The 22347-nt window shown below is 41.2% G+C and carries 27 protein-coding genes; 9 read left to right on the forward strand and 18 right to left on the reverse strand.

From position 1 onward, the window contains the following. Positions 1-93: 93 nt before the first annotated feature. The 9 genes from xerD to NST15_RS10850 all read right to left on the reverse strand — a co-directional run bounded on the left by xerD (position 94) and on the right by NST15_RS10850 (position 6376). The gene (gene xerD, locus NST15_RS10810) at positions 94-984 is read right to left on the reverse strand and encodes a site-specific tyrosine recombinase XerD (RefSeq protein ID WP_007501057.1); all 891 of its coding nucleotides are present in this window, start codon (positions 982-984) and stop codon (positions 94-96) included. Positions 985-990: 6 nt separating this feature from the next. Further along, a complete protein-coding gene (locus NST15_RS10815) occupies positions 991-1218 on the reverse strand; it encodes a YqzK family protein (RefSeq protein ID WP_008344420.1) in 228 nt (75 codons plus the stop codon). 117 nt (positions 1219-1335) lie between these two features. Further along, entirely contained in the window at positions 1336-1788 is a 453-nt protein-coding gene (gene fur, locus NST15_RS10820; protein ID WP_003215577.1) for a ferric iron uptake transcriptional regulator, read from the reverse strand. Between the two features lie 121 nt (positions 1789-1909). Beyond that, on the reverse strand, positions 1910-2554 hold the full coding sequence (gene spoIIM, locus NST15_RS10825) for a stage II sporulation protein M (protein WP_019743100.1): 645 nt from the start codon (positions 2552-2554) through the stop codon (positions 1910-1912). Between the two features lie 115 nt (positions 2555-2669). Continuing rightward, a complete protein-coding gene (locus tag NST15_RS10830) occupies positions 2670-3800 on the reverse strand; it encodes a S8 family peptidase (RefSeq protein ID WP_019743101.1) in 1131 nt (376 codons plus the stop codon). A gap of 111 nt (positions 3801-3911) precedes the next feature. Beyond that, positions 3912-4133, reverse strand: coding sequence for a hypothetical protein (locus NST15_RS10835; RefSeq protein ID WP_008344413.1), 222 nt, complete (start codon positions 4131-4133; stop codon positions 3912-3914). A 68-nt stretch (positions 4134-4201) separates the two neighbouring features. Next, positions 4202-4654 (reverse strand): GNAT family N-acetyltransferase, encoded by a 453-nt coding sequence (locus tag NST15_RS10840; RefSeq protein ID WP_342498532.1) that lies wholly within the window; start codon positions 4652-4654, stop codon positions 4202-4204. Next, positions 4641-5822: a TIGR00375 family protein gene (locus tag NST15_RS10845; protein ID WP_342498533.1), complete on the reverse strand. Its 1182-nt coding sequence runs from the start codon at positions 5820-5822 to the stop codon at positions 4641-4643. Before NST15_RS10845 ends, NST15_RS10840 begins: the two co-directional genes overlap by 14 nt. Beyond that, the gene (locus NST15_RS10850; protein WP_024718940.1) at positions 5819-6376 is read right to left on the reverse strand and encodes an NUDIX hydrolase; all 558 of its coding nucleotides are present in this window, start codon (positions 6374-6376) and stop codon (positions 5819-5821) included. The genes NST15_RS10845 and NST15_RS10850 overlap by 4 nt, the downstream gene beginning before the upstream one ends. Positions 6377-6544: 168 nt before the next feature. Between NST15_RS10850 and NST15_RS10855 the strand changes: the two genes are divergently transcribed. Continuing rightward, positions 6545-7471, forward strand: a complete 927-nt coding sequence (locus NST15_RS10855) for an aldo/keto reductase (protein WP_342498534.1) — start codon at positions 6545-6547, stop codon at positions 7469-7471. Positions 7472-7645: 174 nt separating this feature from the next. Here the strand turns inward: NST15_RS10855 and NST15_RS10860 are convergent, their stop codons facing one another. Then, positions 7646-7870, reverse strand: a complete 225-nt coding sequence (locus NST15_RS10860; protein WP_008343840.1) for a YqkE family protein — start codon at positions 7868-7870, stop codon at positions 7646-7648. A gap of 119 nt (positions 7871-7989) precedes the next feature. Between NST15_RS10860 and NST15_RS10865 the strand changes: the two genes are divergently transcribed. Then, positions 7990-8919: an alpha/beta fold hydrolase gene (locus tag NST15_RS10865; protein ID WP_079919587.1), complete on the forward strand. Its 930-nt coding sequence runs from the start codon at positions 7990-7992 to the stop codon at positions 8917-8919. A 24-nt stretch (positions 8920-8943) separates the two neighbouring features. On the opposite strand, the gene NST15_RS10870 is transcribed toward NST15_RS10865, so the two are convergent. From NST15_RS10870 to NST15_RS10880, 3 genes are all read right to left on the reverse strand, one after another. Continuing rightward, positions 8944-10206: a tetratricopeptide repeat protein gene (locus NST15_RS10870; RefSeq protein WP_024718943.1), complete on the reverse strand. Its 1263-nt coding sequence runs from the start codon at positions 10204-10206 to the stop codon at positions 8944-8946. A 300-nt stretch (positions 10207-10506) separates the two neighbouring features. Next, positions 10507-10746, reverse strand: a complete 240-nt coding sequence (locus tag NST15_RS10875; protein WP_342498535.1) for a YqkC family protein — start codon at positions 10744-10746, stop codon at positions 10507-10509. A gap of 12 nt (positions 10747-10758) precedes the next feature. Beyond that, entirely contained in the window at positions 10759-11085 is a 327-nt protein-coding gene (locus tag NST15_RS10880) for an iron-sulfur cluster biosynthesis family protein (RefSeq protein ID WP_024718944.1), read from the reverse strand. 213 nt (positions 11086-11298) lie between these two features. Between NST15_RS10880 and NST15_RS10885 the strand changes: the two genes are divergently transcribed. After that, positions 11299-12006: an expansin EXLX1 family cellulose-binding protein gene (locus NST15_RS10885; RefSeq protein ID WP_048001415.1), complete on the forward strand. Its 708-nt coding sequence runs from the start codon at positions 11299-11301 to the stop codon at positions 12004-12006. Positions 12007-12023: 17 nt separating this feature from the next. Here NST15_RS10885 and NST15_RS10890 read toward each other — a convergent pair whose 3' ends face one another. Next, complete coding sequence (locus NST15_RS10890; protein WP_056705199.1) at positions 12024-12998, reverse strand: GNAT family N-acetyltransferase; 975 nt, start codon at positions 12996-12998, stop codon at positions 12024-12026. Next, positions 12995-13474 (reverse strand): GNAT family N-acetyltransferase, encoded by a 480-nt coding sequence (locus NST15_RS10895; protein ID WP_007501073.1) that lies wholly within the window; start codon positions 13472-13474, stop codon positions 12995-12997. The genes NST15_RS10890 and NST15_RS10895 overlap by 4 nt, the downstream gene beginning before the upstream one ends. 281 nt (positions 13475-13755) lie before the next feature. On the opposite strand from NST15_RS10895, the gene NST15_RS10900 reads away from it, so the two are divergent. The 4 genes from NST15_RS10900 (at position 13756) to NST15_RS10915 (ending at position 17407) form a co-directional block, all read left to right on the forward strand. Then, entirely contained in the window at positions 13756-14205 is a 450-nt protein-coding gene (locus NST15_RS10900) for a YfmQ family protein (RefSeq protein WP_041091963.1), read from the forward strand. Positions 14206-14346: 141 nt separating this feature from the next. After that, on the forward strand, positions 14347-15579 hold the full coding sequence (locus NST15_RS10905; protein WP_342498536.1) for a DNA polymerase IV: 1233 nt from the start codon (positions 14347-14349) through the stop codon (positions 15577-15579). Positions 15580-15594: 15 nt separating this feature from the next. Continuing rightward, positions 15595-15939 (forward strand): YolD-like family protein, encoded by a 345-nt coding sequence (locus NST15_RS10910; RefSeq protein ID WP_017367544.1) that lies wholly within the window; start codon positions 15595-15597, stop codon positions 15937-15939. 232 nt (positions 15940-16171) lie between these two features. After that, complete coding sequence (locus NST15_RS10915) at positions 16172-17407, forward strand: MFS transporter (RefSeq protein ID WP_008343828.1); 1236 nt, start codon at positions 16172-16174, stop codon at positions 17405-17407. A gap of 228 nt (positions 17408-17635) precedes the next feature. Here NST15_RS10915 and coaA read toward each other — a convergent pair whose 3' ends face one another. Next, positions 17636-18595, reverse strand: coding sequence for a type I pantothenate kinase (gene coaA / locus NST15_RS10920; RefSeq protein ID WP_008342294.1), 960 nt, complete (start codon positions 18593-18595; stop codon positions 17636-17638). 188 nt (positions 18596-18783) lie between these two features. Between coaA and NST15_RS10925 the strand changes: the two genes are divergently transcribed. After that, a complete protein-coding gene (locus NST15_RS10925) occupies positions 18784-20112 on the forward strand; it encodes a CoA-disulfide reductase (RefSeq protein ID WP_035390747.1) in 1329 nt (442 codons plus the stop codon). 8 nt (positions 20113-20120) lie between these two features. Further along, positions 20121-20543: a VOC family protein gene (locus tag NST15_RS10930; protein WP_235562250.1), complete on the forward strand. Its 423-nt coding sequence runs from the start codon at positions 20121-20123 to the stop codon at positions 20541-20543. 16 nt (positions 20544-20559) lie between these two features. Here the strand turns inward: NST15_RS10930 and NST15_RS10935 are convergent, their stop codons facing one another. After that, complete coding sequence (locus NST15_RS10935) at positions 20560-21336, reverse strand: SDR family oxidoreductase (protein ID WP_007501086.1); 777 nt, start codon at positions 21334-21336, stop codon at positions 20560-20562. Further along, positions 21337-22299 (reverse strand): MBL fold metallo-hydrolase, encoded by a 963-nt coding sequence (locus NST15_RS10940; protein ID WP_281215276.1) that lies wholly within the window; start codon positions 22297-22299, stop codon positions 21337-21339. Positions 22300-22347: the final 48 nt, after the last annotated feature.

Consider the following 22347-nt stretch of genomic DNA (forward strand, 5'->3'; position numbering starts at 1 on the left):
ATCTCAAGTATAAACCGTTTTCAAGTCAATTGACAACCATAAACGGTCCAAACATAAAAAAGCATGATACACGTTCACCGTGCCATGCTTTACTTATGCCCTTGGATGGAATTTGTGATACACGTCTTTTAATCTTGTTTTTGTGACATGTGTGTAAATTTGTGTAGTAGAAATATCGGCATGTCCGAGCATTTCCTGTACGGCTCTAAGATCCGCACCGTTTTCAAGCAAATGTGTCGCAAATGAATGTCTGAGCGTATGAGGCGTCAATTCTTTTTGAATACCTGCTTCTATGGCTCGTTTCTTTAAGTTCTTCCAAAAGCCCTGCCGCGACATTTTTTTTCCGTGATGATTCAGAAATAAGGCATCGGCCGGCTGTTTTTTGAGCAGCTTGTTTCTTCCTTTTTCTATATACACTTCAATCGCACTTGCAGCAGCTTCACCAATAGGCACGATCCGCTCTTTTCTTCCTTTTCCAAAACAGCGGATAAACCCCATGGTCAGATGCACATCTGCAAGAGTCAGATCAAGCATTTCACTTACGCGAATACCTGTTGCATATAAAAGTTCGAGCATGGCTTTGTCACGGTAGTCAAATGGTGTTTGCTGCTTAGGTGTATCGAGCAGCTTTTCTACCTCATCTAATGATAGAACTTTCGGTAATTTCCGCTCTGTTTTTTGTGATTCAATGTTCCATGACGGGTCATCTGTTGTCACTTTTTCACGGAGCAAAAATTGATGAAAGGAGCGTATCGATGATAGATGACGGACGGACGTTTTACTCGATTTCCCCTCGTCTTTTAACTGTTTTAAATAATGAATAATATGAAGGCGTGTGACGTCTTTTACATCTGTCAATTGTTCATGCGTCATTAAAAAAGACAAATAGTTCTGTAAATCTCTTTTATAAGAGACAATGGTATTTTCAGAGAGTCCTCTCTCTACTGTCATAAAATGAATAAAGTCGGATAATTGATCCTTCAATGGTTTCTACTCCCCGTTTTGATAAAAATAAATCAATCGATCCTGCCAGCTGTCTTGTTTCGGCTGATCCATTTCCATCACTTTTATCGCTGCACCTTCTGGTTTATCATAACGATGATAGCTTTCATATTCTGAATTTATCCATATCATAGCATAATAGAACAAGACGGTAAAACCAGTGAACAAGATAAATACTTTCATTACTTCACCTGTTGTTTTGAGCCATTTTCGCATGTTCTTCATGTCCTTTCTCGTGTTCTCATTACTTCAGCATATGCCAGGTGGGACAAGGAATATACAGCGAACATGCAAAAAACCTTTTCATTTTGAATGAAAAGGTTCCAATTCGGATTATTTGCCGGATTCATCATCATGACACCGGTGGCAAATACCATGGAATGTCAATCTATGATCCTTAATTTTAAATTTCCAGTCGCGTTCAATAATCTCTTCAACATCTTCTAATAAATCATCTTCTATCTCATCGACTGTCCCGCATTCCATGCAGACAAGATGGTGATGGAAGTGAGCGGCTCCTTCTTTGCGAAGATCATATCGCGAAACGCCGTCTCCAAAGTTAATTTTATCAACAACTTTCAGTTCAGTAAGCAATTCTAACGTCCGATAAACAGTAGCAAGACCAATTTCAGGAGACTTCTCTTTTACGAGGAGGTATACATCTTCTGCACTTAAATGGTCTTCTTCATTCTCAAGCAGTACTCTTACTGTTGCTTCACGCTGTGGCGTGAGCTTATAGCTGGAAGAATGAAGCTGTTTCTTAATTCGATCAATCCGATTTTCCATTGACTTTCCCTCCTACGCCACATTACTTGATCATTATATCAAATGATGTGCAGAGAGCCAACTATAATCATTTTAAATTGATAAATAAATTGATTATTATTTAATAATGATTATAAAATCATCAAAACAGAACACCTGCCAGCTTTTTCATCAGCATGAATGATAAGTATGATTCAAAAAAGGACGAAAGAGCAGCGAGGGTTAAAATCATCAGTAGAACAGAAGCATACCGGCCAAACCAATGGATTGGCGCTTGACTGATGGTTTTTTTCATAAAAAGCTGACCAATTAAACGAATGGAGAACGCAATCGCACAAGTTCCGATCACTAAATACGCTGGAATGAGCAAGATATTTTGAGGAAGCACCGAGACAAAAGATAGAAAAAAACCGCTAAGCCCCATTTGATTGACCAAAAAACCGACAGTAAACCCAACTACAATCCCTTTTAAAAAAATCATAAGAAAAATAAGCGGCAGGCCAATGATGGAAATTCCGAGTATCCACATGAGGCCCAAATATTTCATATGATGTAAAAAGCTTTGCAAAAACATGTCTTTTGATTCTGCTGCTTTCTCATTCGTCAGTTGACCAAAAAATTGATTTAAATAGTAGAATAAATCCTCTTTCTGACTCATTGTCATACTATTGACGATAATGGCTCCAAAAATGACGCCCATTAAAAATAGTACAGAAACAAACAAATAAATTGATAAATGATCTTTCACGTGCTGAAGAAGATGTTCTTTCCAAGACTTTTTCCGCATGCGCCTTCCTCCCAAATAGTAAAGGTTACTAGATTCTATGAGAGAGCAGACGAAACATGACAGTTTTATGAAAAGAAAAACGAGAAAGCAGCTGTACACTGCTTTCTCGTTTCCTTTATCGTGCAGCTTTTTGTACGTTCACAAGCCCAGCGCCATAATAAAAAGGTTCGCCAAGTTTTGTTGCCGTTTTTGTCAGCCTTTCACGCACTTCATCATTTGTCAGATTCGGATGTTTTGATAGAATGACTGCCGCAGCACCAGCTACATGAGGTGATGCCATAGACGTTCCACTCTTATATCCATATTCGTTATGAGGAATGGTACTTAATGTTGAAACGCCTGGTGCTGATACTTCCACTTCTTCCCCAACAGAGGAATCAAAGGCTCTTTGCTTTCGTTGATCCACAGATGCGACTGCCATGACAGAGCTGTATTTGGCCGGGTAATCTATCGTATTAAGTGACCCGTAGCTCCCAGCATTTCCTGCAGATGCAACAATGAGAATCCCGTTGTCATATGCTCGATCTACCGCTTCTTTCAGCGCCTCCGATTCACTTGCTCCTCCCATACTAATATTGATGACATCCATCTCATTCTCAATCGCCCATTCAATGCCTTTAATGATCCAGCTATAATAGCCGTCACCATTTTCATCTGCCACTTTCACCGCATAGATCGAAGCTTTTGGTGCCACACCCACGACGCCTACCTTATTATCTAGTGCTGCGATCGTGCCCGCAACATGGGTTCCGTGTTCATGCGGGTCAACAAGCGGATCGGACTCTGTTGGAACAAAGCTGACACCACCAGTTACATGTAAATCTTCATGCTTGCCGTCGATTCCACTGTCAAGAACAGCTACTTTGACATTCTGTCCGGCATATCCTCGTTTATGTACCTTTTGTGCTTTGATGCTTTTAATGCCATAAGGGACGCTTTGACCGCTTGTTTTCGCTTTTTGGTCTTCCTCAATAAAAGTGACTTCTTTTGCTTGATGTAGTTTTTCTTTTGATGCTTCGTTCAACGAAACTTTCATCATATCTATTTTCTCTATTGATTCTTTCACATGACCGCCAGCTTTTTCAACAAGCTGTTTTTGTGTTTTGTCTTGAACGGAAGAAGAAAAACCAATCATATACTCTTTTTTTGCTTGATCCTTTGCAGATACATCTGATGCGCCGAATGTCATCGATGCCAGCAGCATACTTGCCATACAAAGCCCTGCTCCAAATGATTTGACCTTCACGATACCCACTCTCCCTTTCATTTCTTTTTGTCATTTAACTACATTTTTAGACAAAAAGAAACGACCGTTTGTCCTATTTTTTAAAATTTTTCCAATTATTTGATCTACTTGTCACAAAAAAGCAAAATAAAAATGCTTATGATCCTGTTCATAGCGATCATAAGCATTCCTGCCTTTATGTTTTTTCATCATATGCTGCAAGGCTTCTTGTTTTGTTTTTGTCTTTCTTTCGTGTGTACTAAAATGCGGCATATTTCCTCTCGATTGTTCTGGATTTCGGCTGTGCTGCCTTTGAAGGTGTTCTCTCTTTTTCTTTGCTTTGCTTTTTCCCATTTCGCAAAACCCCTTTCGTTGTCGGTATGATACATGAACGCACCTAAAAAAGATAGACGTATTCACGCCTATCTTTCTTTTCTTACCATATCAAGATGCGGAATTCCATCCTCATCATAACAATCTGAGACAGCTACGAAGCCAAACGATTCGTAGAACGATTTCAAATAAGCCTGTGCTTGGATTTTAATCTTTGTTTCGCCTAATTCACTGAGCTTTTTTATCGCCTGATCGAGCAGGATCTTCCCGTAACCTTTTTTCCGGCCGGCCTTCGTCACAAGGACACGACCAATGGACGCCTCTTTGTACATGATCCCGCTTTGGAAAATGCGGCAATAAGCGACAATCGTGCCGTTCTCTTTGGCGATGACATGCAGCGCCTCTTGATCACGATGATCAATTTCAGGATAAGGACATGTTTGTTCTACAACAAACACATTCACTCTTTCCATTAAAATCAGGTAAAGGTCCTCTTTAGACAGTTGTTCAAATGTGTGCCATGTCCATTTAAGTTGATTCATGATTGATATCCACCTTACCGTAGACTCCGCCTCCGCCAGCGATCAGTCCAACTTCACCTCTTCTTGCTTTGATGATGTAATCGGCTGTTTTCTCAGGCAGGACCGCTTTTAATTCTTGTTCTGTTGCTTGATGAAGAATATTCATCTCTGTATGAAAGACAGCTTTTAACTTTTCTAACGTTTTGGCTCCAACACCCGGAATAAAATGAAGGGGAAGCTGGTGAACATAAGGAGGCCTTATTCCTTTGTCACTTTCTTGGTCAGCAAGCTCCTTTAACCGCTCACTCACCCCTTTTGTCATTCGGGTATGGCCGCATGCTTGGCACTTTTCTTGATCCTGACTGTCAGGTCTTACCCCGCATTTCTCACAGGTCGTAAGATAATACTTTCCGAGCCGCGGAGCGAGCCCATAATTTCCAGTGATATTTCTGCCATCTTTTCCTTGAAGCGCTAGCTCAAATTCAGCAAAGGAGGCATGATCCATTCGGATCTTAGTATATTCCCGCGCAATTTTCCCTAAAGAATGGGCATCTGAATTTGTTAAAAAAGGATAACGGTTTAGCTCACTTAGCTGGGAGGCCATAGACGTATCACAGCTAAGGCCAAGCTCAACAGCATCAATGAGTTCTGGATCGAATACTTCGGTTAAAGAAGTATTAACCCCTTTGCCGTATAAACTTTTATGCGGCGTAAAAATATGGGCAGGAATAAATAATCCCCCTAGTTCCTTCACCTTATGCTGAAGCGTTCTTCCATCCACATATAAACGCTGTGAACTCAAATGCACATTTTTCATATGAAGAGAAAGCCATGCGGAAAACTCAGACATTTTACGAAGCGTGGGCATAAAGGCAAGCACATGAATCGGACCTTTTGATTGGTCATCATTGATTTCTAGCTCACTGCCTAAAAGCAAAACGGTCTTTCCAAATGATAAACCGCCATCGCTTAGTTCAGTGTACGTGCCTTCCTCTACACCTTCTATCAATTCTTCTAGGACTTCAGGAGATTGTGCATCAATCACACCAATCATCCCCATCCCTTTACTTTGAGACGCTTCAATGAGAATTTGGTCAATGGTCAGTGACCTTGCACCTGTAATTTTGACAGCCCTGCCTGTTCTTGTTCGACCAATATGAATATGGATATCTGCAAAGAATTCCCTCATTTTGTAGACTTAAGTACCTCTTGCAATTGTAAGTATTGAATGGCATAGGCTGTTTTCGCATCATAAATATGTTGTTTTTCGATGAGGTGCAGTGCTTCTTCTAGTGAAACTTCCATCACTTCGACAAATTCATCCTCATCCAGCTCTCGTTTTTCTTCAAGTGGGACGAGCTGATCGGCAAGGTAGATATGAACAATTTCATCCGCAAACCCTGGTGATGTATAAAAGGCGGTCAGCTTTTGGAGCGCCTGAGTTGTATAACCTGTTTCTTCTTCTAATTCTCTCAGTGCTGTATGTGCCGGCTCTTCTCCTTTTTCTAATTTTCCAGCCGGAATCTCAACGATGGCTCTCTCCAGTGCTTTACGGTATTGCTTGACCAAAATGATTTTATTTTCGTCTGTACGTGCAATGACTGCTACTGCACCTGGATGTTTAATGATTTCGCGTTTGCCTGGTTTTCCGTTCGGCAATTCTACATCTTCAAGAACCAAGTCAATGATTTTTCCGTTATATAATGTTTTTGACGATAATGTTTTTTCTTCAAAGTCCTTCAATTTTGTCAGCTCCTCGTTCTACTTTCACTTTTTACTTCATTCATTTTAACATAGATGTTTTAGGAGAAGCCAAAATGCGGATGCCTGCTTCAATGCGCCTTTTGAAATCACCTAGCTTGAATTCCAGAATTGTTTCACTTAATGTGAAAGGATAGGAGTGTGATTGAATTGAAAAAAAGACGAATTGGCACCTCTGATCTCTTGGTTAGTGAGGCGGCACTAGGATGTATGTCCCTTGGGACTGAAAAAGAAAAAGCGCTCTCTTTATTAGATGAAGCCATTGATCTTGGGATTAACTATTTGGATACAGCTGATTTATATGATTTTGGAACAAATGAGGAAATCGTCGGGGAAGCCATTAAGAACAGACGCCAAGATCTGATTTTGGCCACAAAAGGCGGCAACCGCTTTGAAAAAGGCAAACCTGGCTGGGACTGGGATCCTTCAAAAGCATATATAAAAGAGGCAGTGAAACAAAGCCTGAAACGACTTCAAACAGATTATATTGATTTATATCAATTGCATGGCGGCACAATTGACGATCCAATTGACGAAACCATCGAGGCATTTGAAGAATTGGTTGAAGAAGGTGTCATTCGCTATTACGGCATATCGTCGATCCGTCCAAATGTCATTAAAGAATACGCCAAAAAATCAAATATCGTGAGTGTGATGATGCAATATAGTTTACTCGACCGCCGCCCAGAAGAATGGTTTTCTCTTCTTGAAGAACAAAGCATTAGTGTCGTGGCAAGAGGTCCTTTAGCAAAAGGATTATTAACTGAAAAATCCCTTTCGCAAGCAAGTGCGGCGATTCAAAAGAACGGGTATCTTGACTATTCATTTGAAGAGCTCCAGCAGGTCATTCCTTCGTTAAAGAAAGTCGCGTATGACCTATCACTGACAGAGCTGTCCATTCAATACTTGCTTAAGCATTCTGCAGTCAGCTCTGTTGTTTTTGGCGCAAGCTCGGTGAAACAGTTAAAAGAAAATGTGGCAGCGGCAAATGCACGTTCATTAAGCGACCAAGAAGTTAAAGCTTTGTCATATTTCACAAAACAGTCTGTGTATGAGACGCATCGTTTGAATCAATAGAAGACAAATGGAAGAACAGCTTGCCACCTATTTTTTGTTTTAATGTACAACCCTATTGGTGGTGCGATTCTGAAATGAAGTGATACGAGGGAGTCAGACGTGTTTTCAGGCTCATGTAGTATGTTTTCATCTCAATGATATAACATAAAAAAGGGAGCATCGCAGCTCCCTTTTTTAACTTTTATACTTTCTCCAGTCTAAATGACTTTCATCTAGCAGCTCTGAGAAACTTTTATTTTTTTCTTTTTCTTTCTGTTGCCGAAGGAGGTCTTGTCGTTTTTGTTCTTCTCTTTTTTCTGTCTCGGCGGCCAGATTCTGCTTCATTTGAAGGAGCTGCTGTTTCACATCATCCTTTATGCCGTCCTTTAGCTTTGCTTGATCTTGATTGGTCTTTTTCACTTTGCCTCTCTCCTTTTGCTTTAGTGTATCATCCGTTTTATTTGCTCAGCAAGAGTCACGCCAAACTCCCAACATGTGGTATGATCTTCATAGAAACCCTTCGGAAAGGAAGAATCAGCTTGAAGAAGAAATGGCTCGCTATACTCGCCTTGGTATTATTTCCACTCGCTGCCATCGGCATTTTTTTTACCAATAAAATGATGTATATACGAAAATTAACGGATGAAGAGCTCATCAAACGAGAATCAGATGAAGGGCACTATCATCACGAGGAGTTTCAACAGCTGCAAAAAGAGAAAGTTTGTATTCCTTCAGCATTTGGTTATGATCTTCATGGCTATTTTGTACCGCTCCCTCATACAACACGTACCATCGTTCTTTGTCACGGGGTTACCGTCAGTTTGATCAATTCCGTGAAGTATATGAAATTATTCCAAAAGCTTGGATGGAATGTGCTGCTTTATGATCATAGAAGACATGGGATGAGCGGCGGAAAAACAACGAGCTATGGATATTATGAAAAAGAGGATTTGGCTCAAGTCGTCAAGTGGCTGAGAAAAAAGCTTGGGGAAAAAGCAATCATTGGGATACACGGAGAATCGATGGGCGCAGTCACAACTCTATTATATGCTGCTAAACCGGATGCAAACGCCAATTTTTACATCGCTGATTGTCCTTTTGCTTCTTTTGAGGATCAGCTTCTGTATCGATTAAAAACAGATTTTCGTCTTTCAGGACAGTGGATTCTTCCACTAAGTGATCAAGTGTTGAAATGGCGGGACGGATACAGCATTCGACAAGTTTCTCCACTTGATGTAATCGATCAGGTGAAAGAACCTATCCTTTTTATTCATAGTCTCCATGATGACTATATCCCTTGTGAGCAAAGCGAGCAGTTATACGCACGCAAAAAAGGTGATAAACGGCTATTTATTGCGCCACATGGTGCGCATGCGATGTCTTATAGTGACAATAAGGAAGTCTATGAACAAGAGGTCGAAGCATTTCTGGAAGCATTTCAATTCAATCAAAATGAAAGAGGAGAATGAACAGCCGTTCGTCTCCTCTTTTTGCTAACTTATACGATAGTCACCACTGTTGTATGGTGTCTGCCCGCCAGCTCCATATGGCTCTCTTCCGATTGCTGCTGACTCATGACCGATAACCCTGCAGTTGCTGCCAATAAAAGAACTATCAAACTCATTTTCATATAAATGACCTCCATTTTGAATTTTTGATATGGCTTGAATTTTCCTTTCGTAATACCGGGTAGAAACTTCAAATAATCCAAGCTCATTATAATAATGAGCCGCATCAAGTGCCAGTTCCTCAATATCTGGGTATAAGCGCTTGTCCTCCAACAAATCTAATGTATCGTCTATGATTTTTATTTCTGCATCAACGTATAATGCTTTTAAAAACTGAAACTTGCAGATGTAAATTTCATCTTCTAATTCACAGGCTTTCATAATACCTTGTTGATAGAGGGTTAACGACTCTTCTATTTGTTTTTGTTTAAACAGGATTTGGGTCAGCATAAATAGTGGGTCTAGAGAGCGATTCAGATGGGTTAAATTCTCCTTTTCAAACACTTCAAGAGAGTCTTTGAGATAGCGACTTGCTGTAGCAAGATCGTTCATTTGGTAATAGCAGTTACCTAAGTTGAAAAGGGCCGAACCTATGACTCGAGGGTTTCCAATTGAGCGTGCTCGCTTTAGAGCATTTTTAAAGTAGGGCAATGCATGTTCATAGCATTTCAAATCATCATAGTTTGCACCGATGACAAATTCACAGTGGATGATTCTCAGCGTGTACGTTCTGTAGGCAGAGTACGTATCTAACGCTTGCAAAGCATAGTGCATCGAAAAGTGGGTTTGTTTCATGTGGTAGTATATTTCTGCTAATTTAAAATAAAATTCTGCTCTTTCTATATCATCTGATATGAGATTGAGCTTTTTTTCTGCGGAACGGTAATAAGCAATGGCGCTCAAATAGTTTCTCTGTTCAAATTCAAACATTCCTGTAAAAAAATGAACATAGTATTCAAGCATATCCGTTAATTTGGTCTGCGAATGTTCAATCGTTTCTAGAAGCTTCTTAATCTCCTCATCATTCGAGGCTTTTTTTGCCGGTTCAAAATATTCAAGCATGACCTTATGTCGAAAATCCATCAGCTGGTAAAAAAGCAGCAAGTTCTGATCTTGCTCCATCTCAAGGATCTCCTGCTCGATCTCGGCCTTTAGCTTCTCTGCTTTCATGACATGAAATCCGCAAATCTGCCTATACCATTCGTTTATTTTGATTCCAACCTGAGGCGATGACAGCTTGAGCTTCAATTCACCTTAGCACCTCCCTCCTCATGTACGATACATGTTGTATTCTATCATATTTCCTCGAATGGAAGAAATATGAAATGTCGTTTTTCGTAAAGTTTTCGGTATCCCGCAATAACCGCTTCCATTGCCGATTTTTCGGCATTTACAGTCTCTATTTTTCTCTTTCTACTTTTCTCATTTTGTCGAAATGTTTGTTAAAAATGACTTTTTATCGTTGAAAAATCTCATTTTTCAAATTAGACAGTTCTCCTGTTTGATGAGATGATGATGGCACAAAAAAAGCCCTCTTCAGCAAAGGGCTTATAACACATCTGTTATGTGTTCCATATTCTCTTTTATCCAACTGACTGCTAATTCAAGCGTTGGAAATTCTTCCGTTTCAAATGTGACTTCATCTTGGAGAAGCCAGACGTCCTTTTTTACTGAATCCATTCCACCGATTGACCAGTGCAAAAGGCTATATGGATGATTATTATTTAAAAACGACACCCACGTTTTATTTTGTGCCGTATTTTGTATCACTTTCAGCTTTTGATCCACTACGTTTCCACCTTACTTTACAAGTATACCCATTCTCGGGCTGAGTATTTGTTGAGGACTTTTCAACATAAGTGTATTGGCTTTTTCATTAAAATCAATCGTCATTTCCTCGTCAAAAAACACCTTTTGTGCTGTGTGTATATATAGTTTTAAATGTTGGCTATTTTTAAGTGGTTCCCATTCACCTGTTCTTTCACTTGTTAACCAAAGCATTGGTACGCCACTCACTGCACAGCCACAACCTTCTGAATCGTAGCGAAGCAGTAACTCCTTCGTCTCGTTTCCTGTTTGCTGTTTTTCTATATATGTTTTAGCCAGTTCTGTGATGTGAATATACATGGCGAACATCCTTTTTAAATTGATGCTTACATTGTAACACATAAAACACCATAAAACATGACACACGACTAAATCCGAAAGTCATACTCTTTGAAATACACGCTCTTCTCACTAGGATTATATCTATCTATTGGCTCTTTCTGCATCCTGTTTTTTAGAATTATACTGATGACGCTATCAATTTTAAAAAGAAGAAACAGGAGGTTTTAGATCGTGAAAAAAAGATTATCTCTCTGCTTTATCGGGGCGCTGATATTGATGTTGAGTTTCACTATGCCAAACATGAAAGCGGCATCTATCCTTGATGAAGTACGAGAAAGCTATGCGACTTATACGGGATCTGGTTACTCAGGGGGCGCCGCTTTATTAGATCCTATTCCCTCTGACATGAAAATTACAGCTTTAAATCCCCATGACTATAACTATAAAGGGGTAAATGCGGCACTTGCAGGGGCTTACCTTGAAGTAACGGGGCCAAAAGGAAAAACCGTTGTGTATGTAACCGATAAATATCCAGAAGGAGCAAAAGGAGCTCTTGATCTTTCTCCTAATGCCTTTACCAAAATTGGCAATATGGAAGATGGGAAAATCCCGATTAGTTGGAAAATTATAAAAGCACCGATTAGCGGAAATGTAGCTTACAGAATAAAAGAAGGTAGCAGTGAGTGGTGGGCTGCGATTCAAGTGCGCAATCATAAATATCCGGTTATGAAAATGGAATATTACAAAGATGGAAAATGGGTGAACATGGAAAAGACAGACTACAACCATTTCCTTGGCTTTCATATGGGGTCTACATCTCTTCCTGTTCGAATCACAGATATCCGCGGGGTCATAGTAAAGGATCAATTACCCGCTCTTCCGTCTACTGCTGCTTCACAGGCCTATATTGTAAAAGGCAATGTTCAGCTTCCTAATTAACGAGGAGAAGAGGCAGCTTATTTAAGAGCTTCCTCTCTTCCTTCTCTATCCCAGCGATATGCCTCATTTTCTATTTCTTTTATGATTTCATTCTTTCCTGCCATATAGCTTTGTATATCTTCCGGATACTGATTTGCTAATTGTTCCTTGACAGACGCATACGCTACAGCTCGTTCTGGGTGGACTCTTAAGTAATCTCGAAACAATAAATGTCTTTTCACATCAGGATGATTTCTTTCATAAACATGGACATGATGCGTACGATTCAAGCCACCCTTTTGAAAAAAACGTCTCCCTTTTATACCATTTTCACCGAGCACTTCGTATCCAAGGTGTTCAAATCTCTCTTTTTTCCTATCAATCTCTTCTATATCGCTTACTTCTATTAATATATCTATAATTGGTTTGGCAACAAGTCCTGTAACTGACGTGCTGCCAATATGGTATCCTTCTATCCAGCTCTTTTGAATGATTTGCTTGAGTCGCTGCTTTTCTTGACGGAATTCTTCATGCCATTCTTTTTTGAATTCGACAACCTCAACCTTGCGTCGCGGTGTCCATTTCATTTTTGATAGGGTGAGCTCTTTTGCCACATGAATCACATTTGTTTCAAAAAACCCCAATTTTTCATATAGCCTTTTTGCAGGGGTGTTTTCTTGCCCTGTGGTCAGTTCTATCGGGACATTCTTCTCCATAATTGTCGACATAAGTCTTGTTCCAATACCCTGCTTTAGCGCTTTTGGATGCACAGCCAATCGACTAATGATCAAACAATCTTTCAGCTCTTCATAGGAGACTACACCTAATAAGAGATCATCTTGCTCAAAACCAATAAATTGCTCTTTTGCTTTCATGACATCTTGAATGGTCTCTTTTAATGGCGGAAGATCAGCATAGCCAATTTGTTCAGCTTCTTGTTGGTATGCAGCTAGTTGAATATGTAAGATCTGCTTTGCTACATCACTTATTGTGTGATCTAAATGAACAATCATTTCATTGCCTCCAGCTTCTTCACAAATAACACACGGTCTTCATGAATGCCATCGTAATCTGAAAAGACTGAGATGCCATCTACTGTTTTATCTCCCTTTTCTATCTGAAACCCGAGTTTTGTATGGTAAGCAATGGAGACTTTATTGATAGGAGCTGTGACAGCTTTAATGGTTGTTCTTCCTTCCTTTTCAGCCGCTTCATAAAAAGCTTGATAGAGGATTTTGCCTATCTTTAATTTACGGTGATCTGGGTGGACGCCAACAAAGTGAATATAGGCTTCATCCGAATGAGATTGCGATAAAAAGCCAACCAAAAAGCCGATCAGCTCTCCCTTTTCAACGACAACAAAACTTGTTTGCTGGAAATGTTCAAAAAAGAGCTTTGGCAATTTTGCACGCAAATCTCTGCCTCCCCACCAGCTTTGAATGACGGATGTGACTGCGTAAAAATCTGACGGTTTCACTTGACGTATCATGATGGCCTCGCCCCTTTTTCCATTTTGGCTTTCCTTTGATCGTTTTTTCTCAAAAATGCGATTGTTTCAATAGTCTACTGTCTGATCAAATGGTTGTAAAGACAGTATGCCCGTCTTTTTTCATGTTCACTTGTTGGTTCTTCGTCTTTCAGCCGTCATCTCCTTTTAAATCTTCACACTTATTTCAAAAAGTTCACTTTTTGTGCGAAAGTTTCATTCATTTGTTATGTTAAGATGGTTCATATAGGAAATGGTACAAATGTTTATTGGAGATGATGAGATTGGTTTGGGTTGTTATTTCGCTTGTTGTATTTAGTCTTTTAAAGCTGCTTGTCACCTCTTTGCCTTCTGGTGTTGTTGAGCGCCTTTTTAGCCGCTACGCCGTACATGCTAAAGTAACAAGTGAGCAAACAAATATTACTTTTCAAGGTCGTTCGCTTGATGAGCAGCGAGCATCTGAAATCATTCAACATTTTAATGATGCGATCTTTATTGAACGCTATTATATTTACCCTGGTGATGAAGAACGCTTTCTTCATCCGAATGAAGGGCCAGCGCCGCTTATTATGCAAACAAAGCATGGGAAACATGATGTCACCCTTTATCTGTTCCATTATGATGACCATGTGGATGTGGTTCGGCAGTTTACACATAAGCCAAAGAAAAAGCTGATGGCTTATCGTCTGCGTTCTGAACCGCTCCAAACATTCCACAACATGGCACATGCCTAACAATCGTTGCAGCAGACGAGACGAAGTGTTCACCACTTCGTCTTTTTTGTATGGACAGCTTTTGAATGATTTACCAGTATGAATTTCACCTCATGTTGTTTACAATAGATACAGAACATACGTTCTAAGAGGTGAAGTACAATGAATGAACGAGCCATTCTGCTTGTGGATATGCAGTCATTTTATGCATCAGTTGAGAAGGTGGAGGCGCCTCATTTGGAGAATGTGCCGCTCATTGTCTCTGGAGATCCAGAACGAAGAAGCGGAGTCGTCCTGGCAGCCTGCCCTCTCGCGAAGAAACGTGGCGTACAAAATGCATCAAGGTTATGGGAAGCACAGGAGAAATGTCCTGAAGCAGTGGTCGTACGTCCACGTATGCAGCGCTATCTCGATATCTCTGTCATGATTACAGAACTGCTTGAACAATACACAGACCTTGTCGAGCCATATTCCATTGATGAACAGTTTCTTGATATTACAGGCAGTCTTACACTATTCGGCTCTCCACATGAGATCGCTCAACATATACAAACAACGATTATGAACCAGACTGGCATTTACGCACGTGTGGGCATAGGCCCTAATAAAGTGCTCGCTAAAATGGCCTGTGACCATTTTGCCAAAAAAAACAGAACCGGCATCTATGAACTGAGTGCCGACCGGGTTGCTGCTGATTTATGGCCGCTTCCCATTGGAAAATTATTTGGCGTCGGCAAACGAATGGAGCATCATTTGAAACGAATGGGCATCAGTACCATTGGCACACTTGCTACTTATCCGTTAGACCGATTAAAAAAACGCTGGGGAATCAATGGGGAGCTTCTGCAGCGAACAGCTTTAGGACACGATCCCTCCCCAGTCACTATTCACACACATGATCAGCAAAAAGCCATTGGGCATCATATGACCCTTCCCCGTGATTACGCATCTTTTGAGGAGATCAAAGTTGCTCTTCTTGAATTGAGTGAGGAAGTCGCTCGGCGGGCACGTTTTAAGCATTATCTCGGTCAAACGGTGTCTGTTGGTGTAAGAGGGGCTGATTTTTCACATCCAACAGGCTTTCATCGACAAATGAAGCTTCATTCACCGACACAGTATGGCTCAGATATTGCAGAGGCAGCGATTCAGCTATGCCAGCAGCACTGGGATGGCCAGCCCATTCGCAGTGTAGGCATTACCCTCTCACAGCTGCAGCCTGACAGCCACTATCAGCTGACTTTATTTGATCATCATTTGAAGAAAGATCAACTCAGCAAAGTATTTGATGCGATCCATCTGAAATATGGACCTGCGGCATTATTGCATGCTTCGTCACTGACAAGCGCAGGGCAGGCATATCACCGCGCCGAAAAAATTGGCGGGCATTACAAATAACGGAGGCGAACAAGCATGAATCCCAATAAATTAACACCTGGATACAACATCATGTGGGAATCAAGCCGAATGATGCTACCAGAGCACCGGGAGCAGCTTCTTGCTCAAAAACGAAAGAAAAAAGAATATACACCTCTACCGCTCAGCTCCGATCAGCTAGAGGAAATGAATGTTTTGATCACACAGTCGATTACCGAGGATCAAGCGATTTGCGTGACATATGTCTCATCCGGCATGAAAGCACAGTTTTGGGGCTGGGTGAAAGCCATTCATTATGAAACACGCCAAATGAAAATCGTGAATGACGAAGATGTTCTAAACCTTTCCTTACATCAAATTATTGCCATCGATCTCAATTGATTTTCACAAAACGAAAACATGATCATTGAAAAAACCCGCTTCGTTTTTCTGAAAAAATCATGACCCATCAAGGCTTAAAACCTTGAAAACGAGGCATATGCTCTTCGAATGAACGGAACGGTTCAAGCTTCTCTGTCATTTGACGGATGACTCCTCCATCAAATTGTGTATTTAATTTGCACAATTTTTCATGTATGATTGGAACATCTTACAAACTCAGGGGAGACACAGCATGAAAAATAACTTACGCACTTTACATCCACTTAGTTGGACGATCATCATCGGCACGATATTCGGCCGAATGGCGACATCCATGAGCATTCCCTTTCTAGCCGTTTATTTGACACAAGTCAAAGGCGCCTCAGCCTCTTCAGCTGGATTGATCATTGCCGTCAGCTCTCTTATTGGGATTGTTGCGAGTTTTTACGGCGGCTATGTTTCCGACCGAATCGGCAGAAAAAAGGTCATGCTTTTATCCATCTTTGGCTGGACACTTGTCTTTGTTGGCTTCGCGTTTGCAGATGCCATTTGGGTCTTCTTTTTTATGAATGCTTTAAATGGACTGTGCCGGGCGCTGTTTGAACCAACGTCTAAAGCACTCTTATCCGATGTCACCCCATCAAGCATTCGGTTGTTTGTTTTTAACTTACGGTATACGGCCATTAACATTGGTGTCATTTTCGGCCCGCTGCTTGGCTTATATCTCGGGTCATCAAAAACGACTTTTCCATTTCTCGTCGCTGCCCTCATTTACTTGTTGTACGGGTTAACGCTGGCATGGCAATTTCAAAAGCATCCAGTGGCTGCTCCAGAAAGCACCAAACAAATCGGCGTTAAAAAAGCTCTTTCCATTATTCAGAAAGATACGGTCTTTAGTATCATCCTCATTGGCGTTACTTTATGTTCATTTGGCTATTCACACCTAAGCTCAACACTGCCTCAATATTTATCGGCATCCCCTATGATTGAGGATGGCCCTAAACTGTTTGGGTATCTTTTATCCTTAAACGCAGTGGTTGTCATTGTCGTTCAGTACCCGCTGATTATGATCGCTAAGCGCTATTCAACGATTTTGTCGTTAACGACTGGGAACGTGCTTCTAGCAGGCAGTTTGTTTGCCATTGCTTTTTCACAAAGTCTCGGTACGCTTGCTTTCATCATTGTCGTGTTTACGATTGGTGAAGTGCTGCTCTTTGCGATGATGGATCTGTTTGTAGACAATATTGCAAAACCTGAAGTGAAAGGATCATACTTCGGCGCAATGGGGTTTTCTCAGCTCGGCAGCGTCGTCGGACCGTTTGTCGGAGGATTGTGTATTGACTTATTTGGCGCAGCCCATCCCCTTTCTATTTTTTCAGTCTTGGCGATTGTCACCGCTGCAGGCGTTCCGTTTTTACTCATCGGATACTACCGCCTAAAAAAACGAACGGCGGCTGCCGTGGCTGTGAAAGTAAGTGGAGGTCATTAAAAAAACCGCTCTCAATTGAGCGGTTTCAGCGTGTAGACAAACCCTCGCATTCTTTGTCAGTCCTGCGCGCTGGTACTCACGAATGTCAAATTCGCTCCGTAAAAGTAGCTGTCCTTCCTAGACTTCAAAGGTTTTCTATCACGCTGAAAAGAAGACAAAGGGCTAAAATAAAGTTCATTTTAGCCCTTTGTCAACAATCTAAAACCGCTCTCAATTGAGCGGTTTTCTTTATACCCTGCGGATGGCGATCTCTTCCACCTTATGCTGATCGCCTTTTTTTAAAATCAAATCGGCTCTATATTTTGTCGGCAAAATATTTTCATATAAATTTGGACGGTTCACTGTATTCCAAATCGTGCTTGCCATCTGATCTGCTTCTTCATCCGTCAAATCTTTGTATTGATGAAAGAAGGATTCAGGGTCTTGGAAGGCTGTTTCCCGCAGCAAACGGAACCGTTCTTTATACCAGCATTGAATTTGCGTCTCAGCGGCATCTACATAAATCGAAAAATCGAAGTAATCTGATACAAACACGCGCGGCTCATCCTTCAGATCATCCAGTGCCGGTGATTGCAACACATTGATCCCTTCAATGATGACAATATCTGCATCTTCTACTGTTTCATACACCCCTTCAAGACGATCATAGGTCAGATGTGAATATACAGGTGCATGCACAGTTTGTTTCCCTGATTTTAATTCATTTAAAAACGAAAGTAGCGCTTTAACATCATAGCTTTCCGGGAAACCTTTCTTTTCCATCAGCCCCCGATCTTTTAACTCTTTTTGAGGATACAAAAAGCCGTCCGTTGTTACGAGACTCACCTTCAACCCATCTCCAAGCCTTGATAAAAGTGTTTCAATGATACGTGCTGTCGTGCTTTTTCCGACGGCCACACTTCCTGCAATCCCGATTAAAAAGGGGATTTTCGCATGATGCGGGTAGTTTAAAAAAGCATTGACATGCTGATTTTTTTGTTTTTCTGCAAAGACATGTAATGTCAGAAAACGAATAAGCGGTATGTAAATATCTCGAACTTCTTCTAGCGATAAGTAGTCGTTTAATCCTTGAAGTGCTCTCACTTCTTCTTCTGAAACAGATACCGGCATATATTCTCCAAGAGCGGCCCATGCCTCTCTCGTATGGCGTGTATATAGTGTATTAAAATCTAGTCGTTCGTCACCCAAAGTCTTTCCCACCAATCTAAACTAAACTCATAACCAAAAAGACGATAATCCGATTGTAGCTTAAAATGAAGGCGCTGTCTTTATTTTTCAACGAAAGTTTGCTTCTTTTGCGAAAAAAAAGCATTAAATAAAGGAAAATGAGGGTAAATAAGAGTATTCAGTTTGATAGATAGAAGGGAGCACACCAAATGAAATATGTGATGATTGGCGGAGATGCAGCAGGAATGAGCTGCGCTATGCAAATATATAGGGAGGATCCAGACGCGCAAATTGTAGCTTTTGAAAAAGGAGAGATTTTCTCATATGGACAGTGCGGACTCCCCTACTTGATCGGCGGTCTCATTGATCATCACAGAAAACTCATCGCACGCAGCGCTGACACCTTTCGTGACAAATACGGAATTGATGCCAGATGCTTACACGAAGTGACCTCAATTGATCCAGAGCAAAAAACAGTATCGGGTATTCATTCTAAAACAAAAGAGCCCTTTACAGAAACGTATGACCGTCTGTTAATTGCGACAGGAGCAAGCCCCGTCACACTTGATCTAGACAGTCATTCATTAGAAGGTGTCCACGTATTAAAAACAATCCCGCATGCGCTGTCTATTTTAGACAATCTCAAAAAAGACGTCACACATATCACGATCATCGGCGGAGGATATATCGGTTTAGAAATGGCAGAAAATTTAAAAGCGCTAGGCAAAGACGTTCATATCATTCAGCGGGGTGCAACACTTGGGCCAGGCTTTGATCCCGATATGGCAAAATATCTGAAAGAAGAAGCGGACAATCAAAGCATTCACGTGGTACTTGGTGAAACAGTGCAAAAATTAAAGGGCAAGACACATGTAACAGCTGTTCAAACAGACAAACAGACCATTGAAACAGATATGGTCATCATTGCCGTTGGCGTCACTCCGCAAACATCCTTTTTAGACAGCACAGGAATTCAGCGACTTCAAAATGGTGCAGTCGTTGTGAATGAATACATGCAGACGAATGTACAAGATATCTATGCGGCGGGGGACTGCGCAGCGACCTATCACCGTATCAAAAAAGAACTGGACTATATTCCGCTCGGCACGACAGCAAATAAACAAGGAAGAATCGCAGGCTTTCATATGACAGGAACAAACCGCGCGTTTCAAGGCGTCACCGGCACAGCGGTGATGAAATTTATGGACGTGACAGCAGGGCGAACGGGTTTATCAGAGAAAGAAGCAAAAGACGCGGGCCTTCCTTTCTCCACCATCACCATCGACAGCACTGACCACGCTGGATATTACCCAGATGCAGAGAAAATGAAAGTGAAACTGATTTACAGAAGCGATGATCACACCTTGCTTGGCGCACAAATCATCGGTAAAGAAGGTGTTGATAAACGAATTGATGTCATGGCAACGGCTCTTTATCAAGGGCTGACTGTGACAGACCTTGAAGATTTAGATATTAGCTATGCCCCCCCTTTTAACAGTGTATGGGATCCACTTCAGCAAGCGGCAAGGCGGATATAGAAAAAGGAGTGAAGCCATTGACCATTCAACAAATTGCTACTATTGAAATTCCTGTGACTGATATCCCCCGGGCTGTCTCTTGGTATGAACAGATTTTAGAAATGATCGTTCTACATCAATCAGAAGAAGCCGCTATGCTCACTTTTACTCATGGCGAGGGACCTTCTTTTTATCTCGTCAAAACAAAACACGAGAAACGAATCTACTTTATGAACTCTTTTACAGGAGTTCGGCATAGTATGATTGATTTATTTGTGAAGGATTTAAAAAACTTTCACCAGTATTTAAGCGAGCATAACGTCACCGTATCGGATATTCAAATATTAGCTGACCCAGACTTAGGCGGTTTTAGCTTCGAAGATGTTGATGGCAATGTCTTTGGCGTCACCAATATTAAGCCCCATCAAACAAAAAAAGAAACCAGCCTGTGACCGGTTTCTTTTTTTGTTATTTTTTCATCATCGCTTTCCGTGCTGCTTTTTCAAATAAAAACGGGAATAATTGATACAATTTACTGCCAGCATTCATCCATCCTGGTAAATTAATCTCTCTTTTTTTCGTCATCATGGCGGATACGACCTTCCCTGCTACCTTGTCAGCACTGAGCATCATAAAATCAACATTTTTCACATATTCACCACTGCGGTCTGCAATGGTAAAGAAGTCTGTGGCAATCGGTCCTGGATTGACGGTTGTGACATGAATTCCGCTGTCTGCCAGCTCCATTCTGAGGCTGTTTGAAAATCCGAGAACCGCATGCTTTGATGCGGAATAGATGGCGGATTTAGGGGTGGCAATTTTGCCTGCCTGTGACGCAATATTGATAATATGTCCCTTCCCTCTTTGTTTCATCTCAGGAAGGACCTTTTTTGTGCAGGCAATTAAACCAAAGACATTGACCTCAAACATCGACACCATTTCCTCAATGGATGCGTCCTCGACGAGATCGAACACACCAAAGCCGGCATTGTTCACCAAAATATCAACAGCTCCCACTTGTTGATAGGCTTGATCAATGTCCTCAAGCTGACTGACATCAAGCTGAACGATGTGACATACGCCGCCAGCACTTATAATCTTTTCTTTTACACCTGTGAGCTTTTCAATTCGTCTTGCTGACACAATGATTTCTGCTCCTTCGGCTGCTGCCAAGTACGCCATCTTTTCACCAATACCGCCTGAAGCACCTGTAATCCATATTCTCTTTCCTGTTAGTCGCCCCATTTATTTCACTCCTTCATTTGCTCGATAATAGAGGGTTCCGTCTTTTTGCACTTCTTCAATTTGTCCAGCCGCTAAAAGCACATCAAGCTGCCCGACTGTCTCAGACATTGTCAGAAATAATGCTTCTTCATACAGGCCCGGAAATAAGGTGCGGCAAAGATGAAAGGCGGTCATTTCCTTTCGTTGAAGCAGCTGATACATCGTATTTGCCCGTTTTTCCTGTTTTTTAAATCTTTCTTCGATCAATTCGTGATGAGAGGTAATGAGCTGGCCATGCCCTGGATAAATCGCCTGAATGGGCAAATGCAATAAACGCTTGAGTGATGCTTTATATTGAAGCAGCGATTTTTGACGTTCTGTTCCTTTCACCGGTGCTTCCATTAACGGATTGGAAGAAATGGTCGTAAGCAGCAGATCACCGCCGATGAAATTCCCTGTTGTTTCATCTAAAAAAGAAAGATGAGATTGTGCATGTCCTGGGGTCTCCAGCACTTGGAAATGCTCATGTCCCTTCAAACGATCGCCTTCTTTTATGACGTCATCAACATGTGCCGTACATGAATATGTATAGGACTGCCTCACAATTCTTTCACACTCACCTTGACGAAGCGGCACACCTAACTGCTGAAAAAAATCATTCATAAAATGGATTTGACGCTGTTTAAACGCTGCATCCTGACTAATATAGGGCTCATTCAACTCATGTCCGATGACACGGACATGGGGTTTCATCAGATCTAAAAGACCGACATGATCTGCATGATGATGTGTCAAAACCACTTGATCAATATCATCTATTGATAAATGATGTTCCTTTAATTGCGTGACAAAGGCATGATGCGCCTCTTGTGTCATCGGTCCGCAATCGACTAAGGTCACGGCATCGCCTTTTAATACATATGCATGGACATCCCCAACCGCAAACGGTGTGGGAATGGATAATTGAATCATTTCTTCTTTCACTTTTATACGTCATCTCCTGCTTTTTGACTCATAGATTATCTGAACTTC

Source organism: Bacillus sp. FSL R5-0820, from assembly GCF_038593385.1.
GTDB classification, from domain to species: domain Bacteria; phylum Bacillota; class Bacilli; order Bacillales; family Bacillaceae; genus Bacillus; species Bacillus altitudinis.